Origin of the sequence: Curtobacterium sp. MCLR17_042 (assembly GCF_003234695.1) — a bacterium.
GTDB classification, from domain to species: domain Bacteria; phylum Actinomycetota; class Actinomycetes; order Actinomycetales; family Microbacteriaceae; genus Curtobacterium; species Curtobacterium flaccumfaciens.
In genome coordinates, this window is sequence record NZ_QKTD01000002.1 from 303,462 (window position 1) to 318,184 (window position 14,723).

20 protein-coding genes are annotated in these 14,723 nt (G+C 71.2%); 7 read left to right on the forward strand and 13 right to left on the reverse strand.

Going from position 1 to position 14,723, the window contains the following annotated elements:
- Positions 1–2 precede the first annotated feature (2 nt).
- Complete coding sequence (locus DEJ02_RS03670; RefSeq protein WP_111032025.1) at positions 3–1,337, reverse strand: hypothetical protein; 1,335 nt, start codon at positions 1,335–1,337, stop codon at positions 3–5.
- Between the two features lie 111 nt (positions 1,338–1,448).
- Here DEJ02_RS03670 and DEJ02_RS03675 point away from each other — a divergent pair, with 111 nt between their 5' ends.
- Positions 1,449–1,880, forward strand: a complete 432-nt coding sequence (locus DEJ02_RS03675) for a GNAT family N-acetyltransferase (protein WP_111032026.1) — start codon at positions 1,449–1,451, stop codon at positions 1,878–1,880.
- 15 nt (positions 1,881–1,895) lie between these two features.
- Here the strand turns inward: DEJ02_RS03675 and DEJ02_RS03680 are convergent, their stop codons facing one another.
- Both DEJ02_RS03680 and DEJ02_RS03685 read right to left on the reverse strand, forming a co-directional pair.
- Positions 1,896–2,423 (reverse strand): Lrp/AsnC family transcriptional regulator, encoded by a 528-nt coding sequence (locus DEJ02_RS03680; RefSeq protein WP_027466312.1) that lies wholly within the window; start codon positions 2,421–2,423, stop codon positions 1,896–1,898.
- Between the two features lie 9 nt (positions 2,424–2,432).
- Positions 2,433–2,999: a TetR/AcrR family transcriptional regulator gene (locus DEJ02_RS03685; protein ID WP_111032027.1), complete on the reverse strand. Its 567-nt coding sequence runs from the start codon at positions 2,997–2,999 to the stop codon at positions 2,433–2,435.
- A gap of 119 nt (positions 3,000–3,118) precedes the next feature.
- On the opposite strand from DEJ02_RS03685, the gene DEJ02_RS03690 reads away from it, so the two are divergent.
- Together DEJ02_RS03690 and DEJ02_RS03695 are read left to right on the forward strand one after the other, a co-directional pair.
- Positions 3,119–4,594: an MFS transporter gene (locus tag DEJ02_RS03690; protein ID WP_111032028.1), complete on the forward strand. Its 1,476-nt coding sequence runs from the start codon at positions 3,119–3,121 to the stop codon at positions 4,592–4,594.
- Positions 4,595–4,768: 174 nt separating this feature from the next.
- On the forward strand, positions 4,769–5,218 hold the full coding sequence (locus DEJ02_RS03695; protein WP_111032029.1) for a phage holin family protein: 450 nt from the start codon (positions 4,769–4,771) through the stop codon (positions 5,216–5,218).
- Positions 5,219–5,264: 46 nt separating this feature from the next.
- On the opposite strand, the gene DEJ02_RS03700 is transcribed toward DEJ02_RS03695, so the two are convergent.
- A complete protein-coding gene (locus tag DEJ02_RS03700) occupies positions 5,265–5,771 on the reverse strand; it encodes a hypothetical protein (protein WP_017888550.1) in 507 nt (168 codons plus the stop codon).
- A 40-nt stretch (positions 5,772–5,811) separates the two neighbouring features.
- The gene (locus tag DEJ02_RS03705; RefSeq protein WP_017888549.1) at positions 5,812–6,201 is read right to left on the reverse strand and encodes a DUF5997 family protein; all 390 of its coding nucleotides are present in this window, start codon (positions 6,199–6,201) and stop codon (positions 5,812–5,814) included.
- Between the two features lie 33 nt (positions 6,202–6,234).
- Here DEJ02_RS03705 and DEJ02_RS03710 point away from each other — a divergent pair, with 33 nt between their 5' ends.
- Positions 6,235–7,056 carry a LysR family transcriptional regulator substrate-binding protein gene (locus tag DEJ02_RS03710; protein WP_220038359.1) on the forward strand — a complete coding sequence of 274 codons (822 nt, stop codon included), beginning with the start codon at positions 6,235–6,237 and terminating at the stop codon, positions 7,054–7,056.
- A complete protein-coding gene (locus tag DEJ02_RS03715; RefSeq protein WP_111032031.1) occupies positions 7,053–7,523 on the forward strand; it encodes a GNAT family N-acetyltransferase in 471 nt (156 codons plus the stop codon). The genes DEJ02_RS03710 and DEJ02_RS03715 overlap by 4 nt, the downstream gene beginning before the upstream one ends.
- 159 nt (positions 7,524–7,682) lie before the next feature.
- Here DEJ02_RS03715 and DEJ02_RS03720 read toward each other — a convergent pair whose 3' ends face one another.
- The 5 genes from DEJ02_RS03720 to DEJ02_RS03740 all read right to left on the reverse strand — a co-directional run bounded on the left by DEJ02_RS03720 (position 7,683) and on the right by DEJ02_RS03740 (position 11,937).
- Positions 7,683–8,363, reverse strand: coding sequence for a DJ-1/PfpI family protein (locus DEJ02_RS03720; RefSeq protein WP_111032032.1), 681 nt, complete (start codon positions 8,361–8,363; stop codon positions 7,683–7,685).
- A gap of 81 nt (positions 8,364–8,444) precedes the next feature.
- Positions 8,445–9,065 carry a DNA-3-methyladenine glycosylase I gene (locus DEJ02_RS03725; protein ID WP_111032033.1) on the reverse strand — a complete coding sequence of 207 codons (621 nt, stop codon included), beginning with the start codon at positions 9,063–9,065 and terminating at the stop codon, positions 8,445–8,447.
- Between the two features lie 37 nt (positions 9,066–9,102).
- The gene (locus tag DEJ02_RS03730; protein WP_111032034.1) at positions 9,103–9,519 is read right to left on the reverse strand and encodes a VOC family protein; all 417 of its coding nucleotides are present in this window, start codon (positions 9,517–9,519) and stop codon (positions 9,103–9,105) included.
- A gap of 389 nt (positions 9,520–9,908) precedes the next feature.
- A complete protein-coding gene (locus DEJ02_RS03735) occupies positions 9,909–10,244 on the reverse strand; it encodes a hypothetical protein (RefSeq protein ID WP_027466303.1) in 336 nt (111 codons plus the stop codon).
- Between the two features lie 22 nt (positions 10,245–10,266).
- Positions 10,267–11,937: a sodium:solute symporter family protein gene (locus DEJ02_RS03740; protein ID WP_071405106.1), complete on the reverse strand. Its 1,671-nt coding sequence runs from the start codon at positions 11,935–11,937 to the stop codon at positions 10,267–10,269.
- Between the two features lie 143 nt (positions 11,938–12,080).
- Between DEJ02_RS03740 and aroQ the strand changes: the two genes are divergently transcribed.
- A complete protein-coding gene (gene aroQ, locus DEJ02_RS03745; protein ID WP_027466301.1) occupies positions 12,081–12,524 on the forward strand; it encodes a type II 3-dehydroquinate dehydratase in 444 nt (147 codons plus the stop codon).
- A gap of 198 nt (positions 12,525–12,722) precedes the next feature.
- On the opposite strand, the gene DEJ02_RS03750 is transcribed toward aroQ, so the two are convergent.
- Positions 12,723–13,319: an NAD(P)H-dependent oxidoreductase gene (locus DEJ02_RS03750; RefSeq protein WP_042538253.1), complete on the reverse strand. Its 597-nt coding sequence runs from the start codon at positions 13,317–13,319 to the stop codon at positions 12,723–12,725.
- 88 nt (positions 13,320–13,407) lie between these two features.
- Here DEJ02_RS03750 and DEJ02_RS03755 point away from each other — a divergent pair, with 88 nt between their 5' ends.
- Positions 13,408–13,875 carry an MSMEG_6728 family protein gene (locus DEJ02_RS03755; protein WP_111032035.1) on the forward strand — a complete coding sequence of 156 codons (468 nt, stop codon included), beginning with the start codon at positions 13,408–13,410 and terminating at the stop codon, positions 13,873–13,875.
- A 22-nt stretch (positions 13,876–13,897) separates the two neighbouring features.
- Here the strand turns inward: DEJ02_RS03755 and DEJ02_RS03760 are convergent, their stop codons facing one another.
- Positions 13,898–14,188, reverse strand: a complete 291-nt coding sequence (locus DEJ02_RS03760) for a hypothetical protein (protein ID WP_110863438.1) — start codon at positions 14,186–14,188, stop codon at positions 13,898–13,900.
- Positions 14,189–14,406: 218 nt separating this feature from the next.
- Positions 14,407–14,673 (reverse strand): hypothetical protein, encoded by a 267-nt coding sequence (locus tag DEJ02_RS03765; protein ID WP_111233264.1) that lies wholly within the window; start codon positions 14,671–14,673, stop codon positions 14,407–14,409.
- Positions 14,674–14,723 lie beyond the last annotated feature (50 nt).

The window sequence follows — 14,723 nt, forward strand, 5'->3', positions numbered from 1 at the left end:
TCTCAGTCAGGGGCGACGTCGTGCTCGCCGACGACCGATGCGGGGACCGCATCGTCGGAGAGCGTGCCGCGAGACCCCGCGGCGAGGGAGACGATGTCGTCGGTCGAGCCGACGATGCCGACGGCTGCTGCGCCGCCGGAGGTCGAGGAGGCACTGCCGCCGAGCACGCCGGCGTCGGCTCCGTCGAACGGGAGCCCGTGGCCCTCGCCGTCCTCGGGGACGAGCAGCGCGTGTCCGCCGAGGGTCGCGTCCTGCACATCGACGGCCGTGACGACCGGGCCGACCGTGGCAGTCGTGACGGCTGGGGCGACCGACTCCGACGGGCGGAGTCCGGCTGCGCGGTCGCCCACGGCATCGGCCGTGTCGACGCGCGCGGATGCGGGTGCGGTGGGCACCGTGGCGCCCTGCGTGGCGACGGTTCCGGGCCGGACGGGTGCGTTCGCGACCGGCACCGACGGGACGGGCCCGGCGGACGGGTTCGAGCCGCCGCCCACCGGGAGCACGGGGACGTCGACGACGGGGTCCGTGCCTCCTGGCAGGGTGCCGCCGACGGACGGGACGACGCCCTCGACCACGTCGGGGACGGTGCCCACGGTCGTGCCGACCGAGCCGAGCGTGTCGTCGACCAGGCCCGTGACCGGGCCGGTGACGGTGCCGAGGGTGTCGTCGCCGAGCACGGTGCCGACCACCGGGACGCTGCCGACCACGTCGTCGACGGTGTCGACGACGGCGGTCACGGGGCGCGCGTCCGTGACGCGTTCCACGGTGCCGGTGACGGGGCGCAGGACGTTCGCGACGGTGTCGGTGACCGGCCGGGAGGCACTGGTCACCTGGTCGACGACCTGTCGCACCGGGCGCGTGGCCGGGGCGGCCGCAGGGGCGGTCGTGGTCGGTTGGGCAGCCGGTGTGGTCGCGACCGGAGCGGGGCTCGACGGCGCGGGGGCTGCGGGAGCCGGAGCGGGGACTGCGGGTGCCGGTGCGGGTGCTGCGGGCACCGGAGCAGGTGCGGGCGCGGGGGCAGGTGCGGGGGCCGGAGCGGGCGCGGCAGGTGCAGGTGCAGGTGCAGGTGCAGGTGCCACGGCCTTGCGGACGGGGTCCGTCACGCCGCCGACGACCTTGCCGACCTCACCCGTCACGCCCTGCACGGTGCCACCGACGCCGTCGACGACGCTGCCGACGAGTCCGCGCTGCTCGGTCGGTGCGGCGGAGGTCGTCGCGGCGGAGGCCGGTCGCGCGCCGAGGAGCAGGGACAGCAGCACGAGGGCGGCGAGGGTCCCGACGCCCAGCAGGACGATGCGGAGTGCGGCGCGCCAGGGTGCGCGCAACGGGTGGTCCATGCGCTCACCTCCTGATCTCGGCTGCGCACGTAGAGTGGTTGACCGGCAATGTACGCCGATCCGGTCCGGAACACACCCCGTTTCGGAAGAAATTCTCAGGAAGGGCCGTCCGTGGTCTCGATCTTCAACGCTCCGACCCGCAACCTGGACATCGTCACGCTGCACGAGATCCTGCGGCTCCGCCAGGACGTCTTCGTCGTCGAGCAGGAAGCCGCGTACGGTGACATCGACGGCCGTGACCTCGAGCCCGGCACCGTGCAGTTCTGGACCGGCAACGGTTCGGTGGACGCGACGCTCCGCCTGCTCCGCGAGCCCGACGGCACCGAGCGCATCGGCCGGGTCGCCACCGCGAAGCACGCCCGCGGCCAGGGACTCGGCGCGCAGCTCATGGAGGCCGCGATCGCCGAGTCCCGTTCGCCGAGCATCGCCCTCGGCGCCCAGTCGCACCTGGAGCAGTGGTACGGCCGGTTCGGCTTCGTGCGCTCGGGCGACGAGTACCTGGAGGACCGCATCCCGCACATCCCGATGACCCGGAAGCGCTGACCCGGGTTCCGCGCGTCAGGCCCGCCAGCGCCGCAGTTCGTCGAACGAGCGGCCCTGCGTGGCCCGGTCGGCGACGAGGCGTTCGAACACGATGTTCGTCTGCGTCGTCGCCACCGAGGGGTCGCCGCTGAGCTCGTCGGCGACGAAGTCCCGGAGCTGCTCGGTCGACTCGCACGCGATGTGGACGAGGAAGTCCTTGTCCCCCGCCAGGAACGACACGTCCTGCACGACGGGCACCCGCAACAGGCGCTTGGCGAAGTCCCGCAGTTCGTGGCGGGCCGCGGCGTGCACCCGGACGGACACCATCGCCTCGATCGAGAACCCGAGCCGGGCGACGTCCACCTCGGCCCGGTAGCCGCGGATCACGCCGGCGTCCTCGAGCGCACGGACCCGTGCCAGGCAGGTCGACGGCGCGATGCCGACGGCGGCCGCGAGCCGGTTGTTCGGGATCCGGGCATCGGCCGACAGGGTCCAGAGGATGCGCTCGTCGACCTCGTCGAGGCGCGGAGCGGGGTCGGGGCGACGTGCGGGACGGTCGGACACAGCTCGACGCTACCGCGGCGTCGCGAGCAGGGCGCGGAGGGCGTCCTCGAGCGCGGCCGACACGACGGCGTCGTCGGCGGAAGCCAGTGGTTCCACCGCGGTGGACTGCCGGAGCATCGACATCCCGAGCACCACCGCCAGCGCGATCTCGGCACGGACGAGCAGTTCCTCGGACCCGGCGCCGCCGACCGTGCCCGCGAGCCTTTCGGCGTACCGGCGCAGCGTCTCTCGGCGGATGGCATCGGCGCCGTCGTCGCCGGAGGACCGGAGCAGGAGCATCAGCTGCAGGGAGTCGTCGTCGGTCGGGGCGCGCACGATGTGCGTGATGATGCCCGTCAGCGCCCGTTCGAGGCCCTGCTCGCTCGTCTCCTCGGCCCCCAGGTCGCGGACGACCCGGTCGAGGCAGGCGCGGAAGAGCCCCTCCTTCGAACCGAAGTACCGGTTGATCAGGGCGACGTTCACCCCGGCGTCCCCGGCGATGTCGCGCACCGTCGTCGCGCGGTACCCGTCGAAGGCGAACCGACGCCGGGCGGCCTGCACGAGCAGGAGTCGGGTGGCCGCGGCGTCCTTGCTCATGGAGCGCAGCCTAGCGGTCCTCACAGGGATATAAGCAAGCGTTGACATGCTCCACCGAGCGCGTACGCTCGTCATGTCAGCAATTGTTTACATCGACGACCACGACGACACGGAGCACGATGACCGACACCATGCAGAGCCCACGGACCGGCTCGCACCCCACCACCGACGGGCGCCGTCCGAACAGCACGGCGATCATCGTCTACCTGTCCCTCGGCGGCCTGTCCTTCGCTGTCCTGCAGTCGCTGGTCGCCCCGGCACTGTCGACCATCGGGCAGGACCTCGGCGCCTCCACCAGTGCGACGAGCTGGGTGCTCACCGCGTACCTGCTCTCCGCCTCGGTGCTCACGCCGATCCTCGGTCGCCTCGGCGACATGATCGGCAAGCGCAAGGTCCTGATCGTCGTGCTGTCGATCCTGCTCGTCGGCGCCGTGCTCGCCGCCCTCGCACCGAACCTCGGCGTCCTGATCGTCGGGCGCGCGCTGCAGGGCGCCGCCGGAGCGGTGATGCCGCTGTCGATCGGCATCGTGCGTGACGAGCTGCCGAAGGAGAAGGTCAGCGTCACGATCGGTCTGCTGTCGGCGATCTTCGGCATCGGTGCCGGTGTCGGCATCGTCGCGGCCGGGCCCATCGTCGAGCACCTGTCGTGGCACTGGCTGTTCTGGCTCCCCGCCGTGCTCGTCGTCATCGCACTGCTCGGTGCGGTCTTCGGGATGCCGGAGTCCCCGGTCCGGAAGCCCGGTCGCCTGGACATGGCCGGCACGTTCGTCCTCGCGGTGTCGCTCGTCGCCATCCTGCTCGCCGTCAGCGAGGGCGAGACCTGGGGCTGGGGCGACGGCAAGACCATCGGCCTGCTGGCCCTCGGCGCCGTCGCACTGGTCGTGTTCGTCCTGGTCGAGCTCCGGGTCGCCGAGCCGCTCATCGACGTCCGGCTCTTCGCGGTCCGCGGCGTCTGGACCGCCCACGTCGTCGCACTCGTCTTCGGGTTCGCGATGTTCGGCACCTTCGTCCTCGTGCCGACGCTGCTGCAGCTCCCGACGGCGCTCGGCTACGGCTTCGGCAAGGACGTCACCCAGGCCGGTCTCTTCCTGCTGCCGACCGTCGTGATGATGGTCGTCGCCGGGCCGATCGCGGGCATCCTGGTACGCAAGGTCGGCCCGAAGCCGCCGATGCTCATCGGCGGGTTTGCCATCGTCGCCGCGTTCGTGCTGCCGGCGATCGCACACGCCGAGCTGTGGCAGGTGGTGGCCTCCGGCGTCCTGACCGGCATCGGCATCGGCATGGCCCTCGCCGCCTGCTCGAACGCGATCATCGAGAGCGTCCCCGCGAACCAGACCGGTGAGGCGATCAGCGCCAACACGGTCGTCCGCACCATCGGCTCGAGCGTCGGCACCGCCGTCATCGCAGCGCTGATCACCTCGCACAGCACGCCGCAGGGGCTGCCGACCGACGACGCCTTCACGATCGGGTTCTGGGCGTGCACCGGTGTGGCGGTCGTGGCCGTGCTCGCCGCCGTCGCCGCGCCGTCGATGCGCGCTCGCCGCGCAGCGGCCGCCGCCCGTGGGATCGACGACCTCGAGGAGGTCGCCGAGTAGGGCCGTGGGCCCGACCACCCGGGAGGCCCGTCCAGCGTCGACGACGCGGGGCGGGCCTCCCGTCCGTTGCGCAACCTGGGAACGCACCGGGCGCACGCGAGTCAGCGTGACGATCATCGGACCGGTCGCGTCCTGTCAGGGGACGCGGACCGCCGCGCCCGGACAGGAGACCCCATGAGCAGCACCGACCACGACGACACCACCACTCCCGGACGGCCGTCGTTCCGCGACACCGTGACCGCCGGACTCGTGCAGAAGGCCCTCGAGCCGGTGCTGCGCGCCGTGCGCGAGGAGGTCGCCTCGGCGCGGCGCGAGATCGGCGAGCGCGCGAGCGGTGCGAAGACCGGGCTGGTGCTCACCGGTGTCGCTGTCGGGTTCGCCCTGACGACCCTCGTCGCGCTGGCCGGCTTCGCGGTGGTGCTGCTCGCCCTCGCGCTGCCGCTGTGGGCGGCGACCGGGATCACCTTCGTCGTGTTCGCGATCGTGACCGCGATCCTGTTCGTCGTCGGCCTGCGCGGGATCCGGCGGGGTGTGCCGCCGGTGCCGAAGGACACGATCCAGGCGGCGAAGCAGCGGGTGACGCACGCGGCGGACGCCCCGACGGACAGCGCCGCGCGCGACTGACGGACCCGACGGACCGGCTGCGTGACTGACGGAGCAGGCGGCTCCGCTACATCGCCAGGGTCATGCCGACCACGGCGACGGTCATCGCGAAGACCTCGCCGCTGCGGACGGCCCGCCGGTCCTCGCGGCCCCACTCGTACCGGAGCAGCCAGCCGCTGAACGCGCAGTAGCCGATCACGCCGGCGCCGAGCACCGCGGACAGTGCGATACCGTGCCCCGCGTGGTCGCCGGCGACACCCGAGGCGTGGCCCATCAGCAGCATCCCCGCCATCACGACGGCGGACAGCGCGCGGTGGACGTCCATCGGCTCCGCGCGGCGACCGTCGGCGCGGCGGCGACGCATCACGGGCAACGGCGCGAGCAGGAGCAGGAGGGTCGCGGCGAACAGGGTCCACACCGCTCCGGCGTCGACGACGGGCATGAGCATCGCGACGAGCATCACGCCCGCCGGCACGATCACGCCCGGGCGCGGTCGGTAGCGGTCACCGACGATGCAGCACACGGACGCGAACTGCGGCACGACTAGCATGGCGTCGGCGACGGTCTCGTGCACGTGGGGCGTCCTCGGTGCGGCGGAGTGGTGCGGGGTGGGGTCAGTCCTCGGCGCGGGCAGCGGCCTTGGCGGCACGCTCCTGCTTCACGCGGGCGTTCTCGGCGTGCACGGCGGCCTGCGTCGCACGCTCACGGACGAGCCACTCGGGCTTCTGCTCGAGCAGCGTCTTGATGTCCGCCGTCGTCAGGGCGTCGTCGATCCCCGCACGGCTCAGGCCGGAGATGGAGATGCCGAGCTTCTGCGCGACGACCGGTCGCGGGTGCGGGCCGTCGCGTCGGAGGTCCTCGAGCCAGGTCGGGGGTTCGGTGCGGAGCTCGTCGAAGGCGGTCCGCGTGAGGGGAGCGCTCTGGAAGGACTCCGGAGCCGCCGTCAGCAAGATGCCGAGCTTCTTCGCAGCCGTCTCGGGCTTCATGGTCTGTTCCTGCGCCATGAGGACAAGGGTACGGCCCCTATGCTCGTCTGCATGACCGCGGCTCTCACCATCGCCTTCGTGCCGGGGGTCTCCCCCGCAAAGTGGGCCCGTGTCTGGCGGGAACGCTTCCCCTCCATCGAGCTCCGGCTGCGGCCGATCGGCGCCGATGACGTCGACGACACGCTGGCCGGCGAGGCCGACATGGTCTTCGCACGTATGCCCGTGTCCGAGCAGCACAACGCCATCCCGCTCTGGACCGAGACGGCCGTCGTCGCGATGCCCAAGGACTCCCCCCTCGCCGAACTCGCCGAGGTCGACCTCGCCGACGCCGAGGTCCACGTGATCGACGCCGGCCCGGTGCCGGCCGACATCGACGGATCGCTCGACCTGGTCGAGGCGAACGTCGGCGTCGTCGTGCTCCCCCAGTCACTGTTCCGCGCCGCCAGCCGCAAGGACCTGGTCGGTCGTCCGCTCATGGACGCCGAGGGCACCCGCATCGCGCTGGTCTGGCGGGACGAGGACGCCACCGAGACCACCGAGGAGTTCATCGGCGTGGTGCGCGGGCGGACCGCCAACAGTTCGCGCCAGCCAGGAGGCCCGGATCGCGACGCCGACGACGACTCGCGTCCGGCTCGTGCCGGCACCAAGGCCGGGTCGGGTGCCAAGGGTTCGTCCAGCGGGTCGGGTGGGTCCGGCGGGTCGGGTGCGTCGGGGTCCAAGGGCGCCGGTGGCGCCGGCGGCAAGGCCAAGGCCAAGTCGCCCGGCAGCGGTAAGTCCGGCGCCGGCAAGAAGTCGAACACCGGCAAGGGGCCGACACCCGGACGCGGCAAGATGCGCGGCAAGCCGAGCCGGGGTTCCAAGGGCAACCGATGACGGACACGCGGCTGGCACTGATGCCGGCCACGCGCCTCCCGGCCTGGCTCCAGCGCACGATGGCCGAGTACGTCGAGTCGCGGATACAGGCGGGCGAGACCCGCGAGCAGGCCGAGGCGAACGAGCAGCAGTCACGGGACCGCTGGTTCCCGGGCGGGTCCCCCGCTGACGGGCACCTCGTGTGGGACGTCACCGACCAGGACGACACCGTCATCGGGTACCTGTGGATCGGACCGCTCACGCCGGGGAGCACCGACTGGTGGGTGTTCAACGTCGAGATCGACGAGGCACACCGGCGCCGCGGGCACGCACGGCGGGCGCTCGAGCTCGGGCACCGCGCCGCTGCGGAACACGGTGCGACGAGCATCGGGCTGAACGTGTTCGGCTACAACACCGGGGCGCAGGAGCTCTACGCGGCGCTCGGGTACCAGGTGACGTCGGCGCAGATGCGGAAGCCGCTGGTCTAGCGGGGCTCGGGCGCGGGGGCTCGGGTCACTGCCCGGTCACAACACCCCGCGTGCATGGCCCCGAGCGGTCACGAAGTGTCGACTGGCCGCGCCCGGAACGACGTGTCGTGACCACTCGGCGGAGACCAGCGGGGATTCGTGACCGAGTGAAGGTCCGCGTCAGCGCAGGACGGCTGCGGCGGCGCGGGTCACCCTCGCGCCGCGCGATTCCTCGGCTGCCGCGCGGGCCCGCGTGACGACGACGGCGTCGGCGCGCTCGGCCGATCCGTGGTCGAACGGCGGTTGCGGGTCGTACTCGATCTGCAACTGGATCGCTTCGGCAGCGGGCCGTCCAGCGAGCTCGGCGGCGAGCCACAGCGCCATGTCGATGCCCGCGCTCACCCCGGCGGCGGTGACGACGGCACCGTCCCGGACGATCCGGGCGTCCACCGGCTGCGCGCCGAAGGCCTCGAGCATCGGCTTCGAGGCCCAGTGGGTGGTCGCGCGTCTGCCGGCGAGCAGCCCCGCGGCGCCGAGCACGAAGGCACCGGTGCACACCGAGGTGATCCACGTCGCGTGCTCGGCCTGGCGCCGCACGAAGGCCACGACGTCCGGGTCGAGCATCGCGTCGAAGGCACCGTCACCACCGGGCACCACGAGGACGTCAGCGGGGCCTGCATCCCCGATCGTCACGGTGGGGACGAGCGCGAGGCCGCAGTCGCTTGGCACCGGGTCGAGCGTCGCCGCGACGTACTCGACGCGTGCGCCGGGCACGCGGCTGAGGACCTGCGCCGGACCGGTCAGGTCGAGCTGGGTCAGGTGCGGGAACAGCAGGAACGCGATCCGGATGTCGTCGGCCATGTCGTGACCATAGTCCCGGCGTTCTCGTTCTCGTGCCTGCTCGTGTCCCTGGGCTGGGCTTGGCTGGGCTGGGCTCGCCTGTCAGTTCCAGACGCCGGAGGTCCCGCGCCGGTGGCTGCCCACCAGGTGGGTGTCGACGATGCCGAGCGCTTCCATCAGGGCGTACATCGTGGTCGGTCCGACGAAGGCGAAGCCGCGCTTCCGCAGCGCCTTCGACAGGGCGAGGGATTCGTCCGACTTCGTCGGGACCTCGGCGTACGACCGTGGCTCGGGGGTGGTCGCCGGCCGGAACGACCACACGAAGTCGGCGAGCCCGCCGTCCTGCCGCAGGGCGATGGTGGCGTTCGCGTTGGTGATCGTCGCGAGGATCTTCGCGCGGTTCCGGACGATCCCGGCGTCGGCCATCAGCCGTGCGACGTCGTCCTCGCCGAAGGCCGCGACGGTGTCGGCGTCGAAGTCTGCGAAGGCGGCCCGGAACGCCGGTCGTTTCGCGAGGATCGTGCGCCACGACAGACCGGACTGGAACGCCTCGAGCGAGAGCCGCTCGAACACCCCGCGTTCGTCGCGGACGGGCATGCCCCACTCGGTGTCGTAGTACTCGCGCAGGAGCTCGTCCGACGACGCCCAGACCGGCCGGGCGAGGCCGTCGTCGCCGTTGACGGGGTCGGGCACGGGCGGGGCGTCGACGGGCTCGGTGCTCATGCGACCATCCTGGCGGGCGCCGCCGACAGCCGATCACTCACTCGGCGGGCGGGCCGTCCTGCGTCGCCTGCTCGTCCATCCACACGTACTCCCAGCGGTGTCCGTCCGGGTCGGTGAAGCTCCGCTGGTACATGAAGCCGAGGTCCATCTCCGGGCGGTCTTCGATGCCGCCGGCGGCGACCGCGGCGTCGACGATGCGGTGGACGTCCTCCTTCGACGGGGCACTGAGCGAGTTGATGACCTCGATCGTGTCGGTGTCGGCGATCGTCTTGTCCGTGAACTCGGCGAACTTCGCCGTCGTCAGGATCATGACGGAGATCGTGTCGGACACCACCACGCACGCCGCGGTGTCGTCGCTGAACGCCGGGTTAATCGAGTACCCGAGCGCCTCGTAGAACGCCTTCGAGCGCTCGAGGTCCGTGACGGGCAGGTTGATGAAGACCATCGTGTCCATGGCGGTTCCTTTCGTCACGCTCAACCTGGACCCACCCGGACCAGCGCGCAACCGTTTCGTGGGGGAACCAACCGGTACACAATATGCTGGTCGGATGCGGGTGTACGTGGACGAGTCAGAACCCGGTGGTGGACGGGACCAACCGACGAGCCCGATCCTGGTCTCCTGACGGAAGCCCCCGAAAGCGCAAATCCTCGGGCCCGCGCTGGCTGCAGGACATCCGAGGATCACTTTCGACCGAGCAGCATCCGATCGACATATCAATGCTACCCGCAACGCTCGGCACGGGTCAAGGCGCGGCCGCCGCGGCCGGAAACGACGAAGTCGCTGTCGTCCGACAGCGACTTCGTCGTTCCGCGTCAGGCCGGGGACGCCCGACCCAGCCGGCCTCAGGCCAGCTCGCGCCCCTCGCCCGCGGCACGCTGGTGCGACTCGGCCTCGGCCTGGCCGATGATGTCCTCGGCGGGCACCGGGTTCAGGCGGTCCCAGAGGAAGAACAGGCCGCCGCCGACGAGCAGCGAGATCCCGACCCACAGGTTGATGTGGATCCCGCCGGTCTTCTCGGGGTCGGTGTTCCAGTGCACGATCCCGACGATGGTCGTGATCACGCCGTACAGGACGAACAGGCCGCCGAGGATGCGGCGCAGGTCGAGTCGGCGGGTGGAACGGACGAGGGCTGCCTTCTGCTCCTCGGTCATCGCGCCGGGGGTGGTGGTGTCACTCATGAGAAGTGGTCTCCTTCGCGGATCAGAGGAACGGGAGGTAGAGGACGACGCACAGGACGAGCGCGACGGTGCCGAGCAGGGCGGGCGAGCGGTACCAGGCGGTGTCCGTCGCGACCGAGTCGCCGTGCAGGTCGATCTTGCCCACGCCGTAGACGAGTCCACCGAGCTCCTTCTCGTCCTTCGGCTTGGTGAGCATCGAGACGACGAAGCCGACGACCAGCACGGTGACGAACGAGATGATCGCGCCGTACAGGGTCTCCGCGGTCGCGGTGGCGAACAGGTCCGGGTTCACCAGGTAGGCGATCCAGGTGATCGTCGGGGTCACGATGCCGAGGACGTACCCCCAGAGCGCACCCTGCGTCGTCATGCGCTTCCACAGCAGGCCGAGGATGAACACGGCGAACAGCGGTGCGTTGAAGAACGAGAACAGCGTCTGCATGTACGTCATGATGTTCGACGCCTGGGCCGCGATGAACGCGGTCGCGATGCCGACCACGACGCCGACGACGGTGACCCAGCGGCCGGTCTTCAGGTAGTGCAGGTCGGGCATGTTCGGGCGGATGTAGCGCTGCCAGATGTCGTACGTGAAGACGGTGTTGAACGACGAGACGTTCGCCGCCATGCCGGCCATGAACGACGCCAGCAGGCCGGTCACCGCGATGCCGAGCACACCGGTCGGCAGGTACATCTGGATGAGCTTCGGGATCGCGTCGTTGTAGGTCAGCGTGCCGTCGGCGAACTGGTTGCCCACGACGGCCGCGGCGATGAGGCCCGGGATCACGACGATGGCCGGGATGAAGAGCTTCGGGATCGCGGCGATGAGCGGGGTGCGGCGGGCCGCGGACATGTTCTTCGCCGAGAACGCGCGCTGCACCTCGGTGAAGTTCGTGGTCCAGTAGCCGAAGCCGAGCACGAAGCCCAGGCCGAGCACGATGGCGAGCCAGTTGGCGCCGATCGGGTTGGTGACGTCACCGAAGCCGGTGCCGGCCCAGGCCTGCAGGTGCTGCACGCCCTGGGTCTCGGTGATGGCCTTCGACAGGCCGTCCCAGCCGCCGACGCGGTGCAGACCGACGATCGTCAGCGGGATGAGCCCGGCGATGATCACGAAGAACTGCATGACCTCGTTGTAGATCGCGCTCGAGAGCCCGCCGAGGGTGATGTAGACGAGCACGAAGCCTGCGGAGACGATGATCGCCAGCCACTCCGGCCAGCCGAGCATGGCCTCGATGACGATGGCCATCGCGTACAGGTTGATGCCCGCGATGAGCACGTTCGACACCGCGAACGCGATCGCGTTCACCAGGTGCGGCGCCTTGCCGAAGCGGCGCAGCATGAACTCCGGCACGGAGCGGACCTTCGAGCCGTAGTAGAACGGCATCATCACGAGGCCGAGGAACACCATCGCGGGCACGGCGCCGACGAGGTAGTAGTGCAGGGTGGCCATGCCGATCTGGGCACCGTTGGCCGCCATGCCGAGGATCTCGGTGGCACCGAGGTTCGCGGACACGAACGCCAGGCCCGTGATCCACGCCGGCATCGAGCGGCCTGACAGGAAGAAGTCCATGCTCGTCCGGACCTGCTTGCGGGCGGTGAACCCGATCCCGATGACGACCGCGAAGTACACGATGATCATCAGGTAGTCGACCCAGCCCAAGTCGAGCCGGATCCCTTCGTTCGCTGCAGCGAGAACCATTCACATCTCCACGTCAGTGTGTTGCAGTCGACAACTCTGCCGACCCGGACGGAGACGTTACACCGATTTGTGACCGTTCACATAGCCAGCACATGCATCGTCCGAGCCGCGCACCGCTCCCCCCGGTTCGCTACGCTCGGCCCATGACCGACGCGTCGCGCATCCTCGTCCTCAACGGCCCGAACCTCGACATCCTCGGGCGCCGCGACCCGGAGCAGTACGGCACCGTGACGCTCGCCGAGATCGAGGCGATCGTGCACACCGAGGCGGCCGTGCACGGGCTCGAGGCCGACTTCCGCCAGACGAACCGCGAGGGCGAGCTGGTCGAGTGGCTGCACGAGGCCCTCGACGACTTCGCCGCGGTCGTCATCAACCCCGCCGCCTACGCGCACACCTCGGTCGCGCTGCACGACGCGGTGGAGGCCCTGTGGGTCCCCGTCGTCGAGGTGCACCTGTCGAACACGTGGAAGCGCGAGCCGTTCCGCCACGTCGACCACGTCGCCACCGCCGCGACGGCGGTCATCGCCGGCGCGGGCGCCGACGGCTACCGCCTGGCGGTCGCGCACGTCGCGTCCCTGCTCGGCTGAGCCAACGACCGAAAGGGAGGCCCGTGGCGGCGTCGCCACGGGCCTCCCGTCCGCCTGCTGGTCACGCTGGGTCGCGCCCGTTCCTTCCCATGGCACGCGCGATGCCTGGTGGTTCCGGGCATACCTGGTGAGAACTTTCGACCAGGGACGCCCGGAACCACCAGGGACGCCCGGAAGAGCCGGTCGCGCGCACGCGGATCAGAACTCGGCGGGGCGCCGCACGTCGTTCAGGCCGGCGGTGGCGAAGCCGCCGCGGATGAGCGGCACGGCCCGGCGCACGGCCTGGTCGATGCGGAGCTCGAGATCGACGCTCGCGATGTCGTAGCCACCCTCGCGCTTGGTGAAGTCCCGCTCGTTGCCGAACACCCCGAGCGGCAGGGTCGTGGACTGGAAGAACCCGAACAGCGGGCGCATCTGGTGCTCGACGAGCAGGGCATGCCGGTCGCTGCCGCCGGTGGCGGTCAGGAGCACCGGGGTGTCGACGAGGTCGTACTGCCCGACCCAGTCGAAGAAGAGCTTGAAGGCGCCGGAGTAGGCCGCCCGGAAGGCTGGGCTGCCGACGACGAGCACGTCCGCGGCCTCCACCGTCTCGAGGGCCCGGCGGGTGCGGTCGGACATCGTCTCGCGGCCCGACGCCGCTCCGAGGTCGGCCAGCAGCGGGCCGATCTCGATCGTCTCGGTCCGGGCACCGTCGATCTCCTCGGCCAACCGGGCCACCGTCGCCGCGACCAGGGTCGAGGTCCGCGAGGGGTCCGATGGGCTGCCACTGACGCCGACGACCAGTTCTCCGCTCATGCGGTCGATGCTCACACGCTGCCGGGGCGGGCGGCACGTTCGTGACGACATGTGTCGGGTGCCAGTCGGTCGGGGTAGCGTCCGCGCCATGCAGACGTTCCTGCCGTACGCCGACTTCCGGGCCTCCGCCGAGGTCCTCGACGACCGGCGGCTCGGCAAACAGCGCGTCGAGACCCTGCAGGTGATGCGCGCACTGACGCTCCCCGACTACGGCTGGCAGCACCACCCGGTGACGGCGATGTGGCGCGGCTACCGCCCGGCGCTGATGGCCTACCAGGAGGCCACGTGCCGCGTCTGGGCGGAGCGCGGGTACGCCGACACCTGTCTCGAGAAGACCCTGCTCGACCTGGGCCGCGTGCCGGAGGACCTGGCGGCGTACGAGCGCGGCGACGTGCCCATCCCGCCGTGGAACGACGACGCGGCCCTGCACGTCTCGCACCGGTCGAAGCTCGTGCAGAAGGCGCCGGAGCACTACCGGGAGCTGTTCCCGGACGTGCCGGACGACCTGGACTACGTCTGGCCGGGCACACCCGAACCGGCGACGCACAGCGCCTGACCGTCAGGCGACCGCCCGGCTCTCAAGCGACCGGGATCCAGCGACCACCCTCGCGCCGGGTGACGACGTCGGAGCGGATCTCGACCACGTCCCGCAGCCCGTCGACGGCGGCGTCGCGGACGGCCGCGGCGGCACGGTCGTCCTCGGCCTCGAAGCGCACGACGGCACAGGGGACTCCACGGAGCAGCCGGACGTCCTCGGCCTCGACCACGGCGTGTTCGCGCACGAGGGCGGCCGCGGCGGGCAGGACGGCGTCCGGGGCGGTGCCGGGCGCGAGGGCACCGATCGCCAGGGTCGCACGGTACGAGGGCATGCGACGACGCTACCGGGGAACCGGATCCCGCCGTGGGCTGCAGGGGAACCGACGCCGCTCAGGGGTGCGGACGTCGACCCACGGCGGGATCGCGGTGTACGGCGGGACACGACGACAGGGGGAACGTCGCGCCCCGCGCCGGACGTCGATCAGGGGGTCGACATCCGGTCTGAGTCCACCGCGCGGCTCGGTTCAGGGGAACCGCACGGTGGTGGACCTCAAGGGTGTTCGGTGTCCTCTCGGTACCGGTCCGTCTCGGTCGGTGCGGGCATCGACCGGTGGGCGGCGGCTGGCCGGACCATCGGGAGCAGGGCACTCCCGGCGGTCGCGAGCGCTCCGACCACGGCGATGATCCCGAGCGGGGCCGTGCCGAGGTCGTGCTGCGCTGCCAGGGCGAGCGCGACGAGGGTGGCCGGCGCCGGCAGGAGCTGCACCGCTCGGAAGCGGTCGTCCCGTCGTGTCCGGGTCATCATCGCGTTTGCCATGACGACACTCTGACGCAGATCGGTTGTCCGCAGAAGGGGGGACACGTACC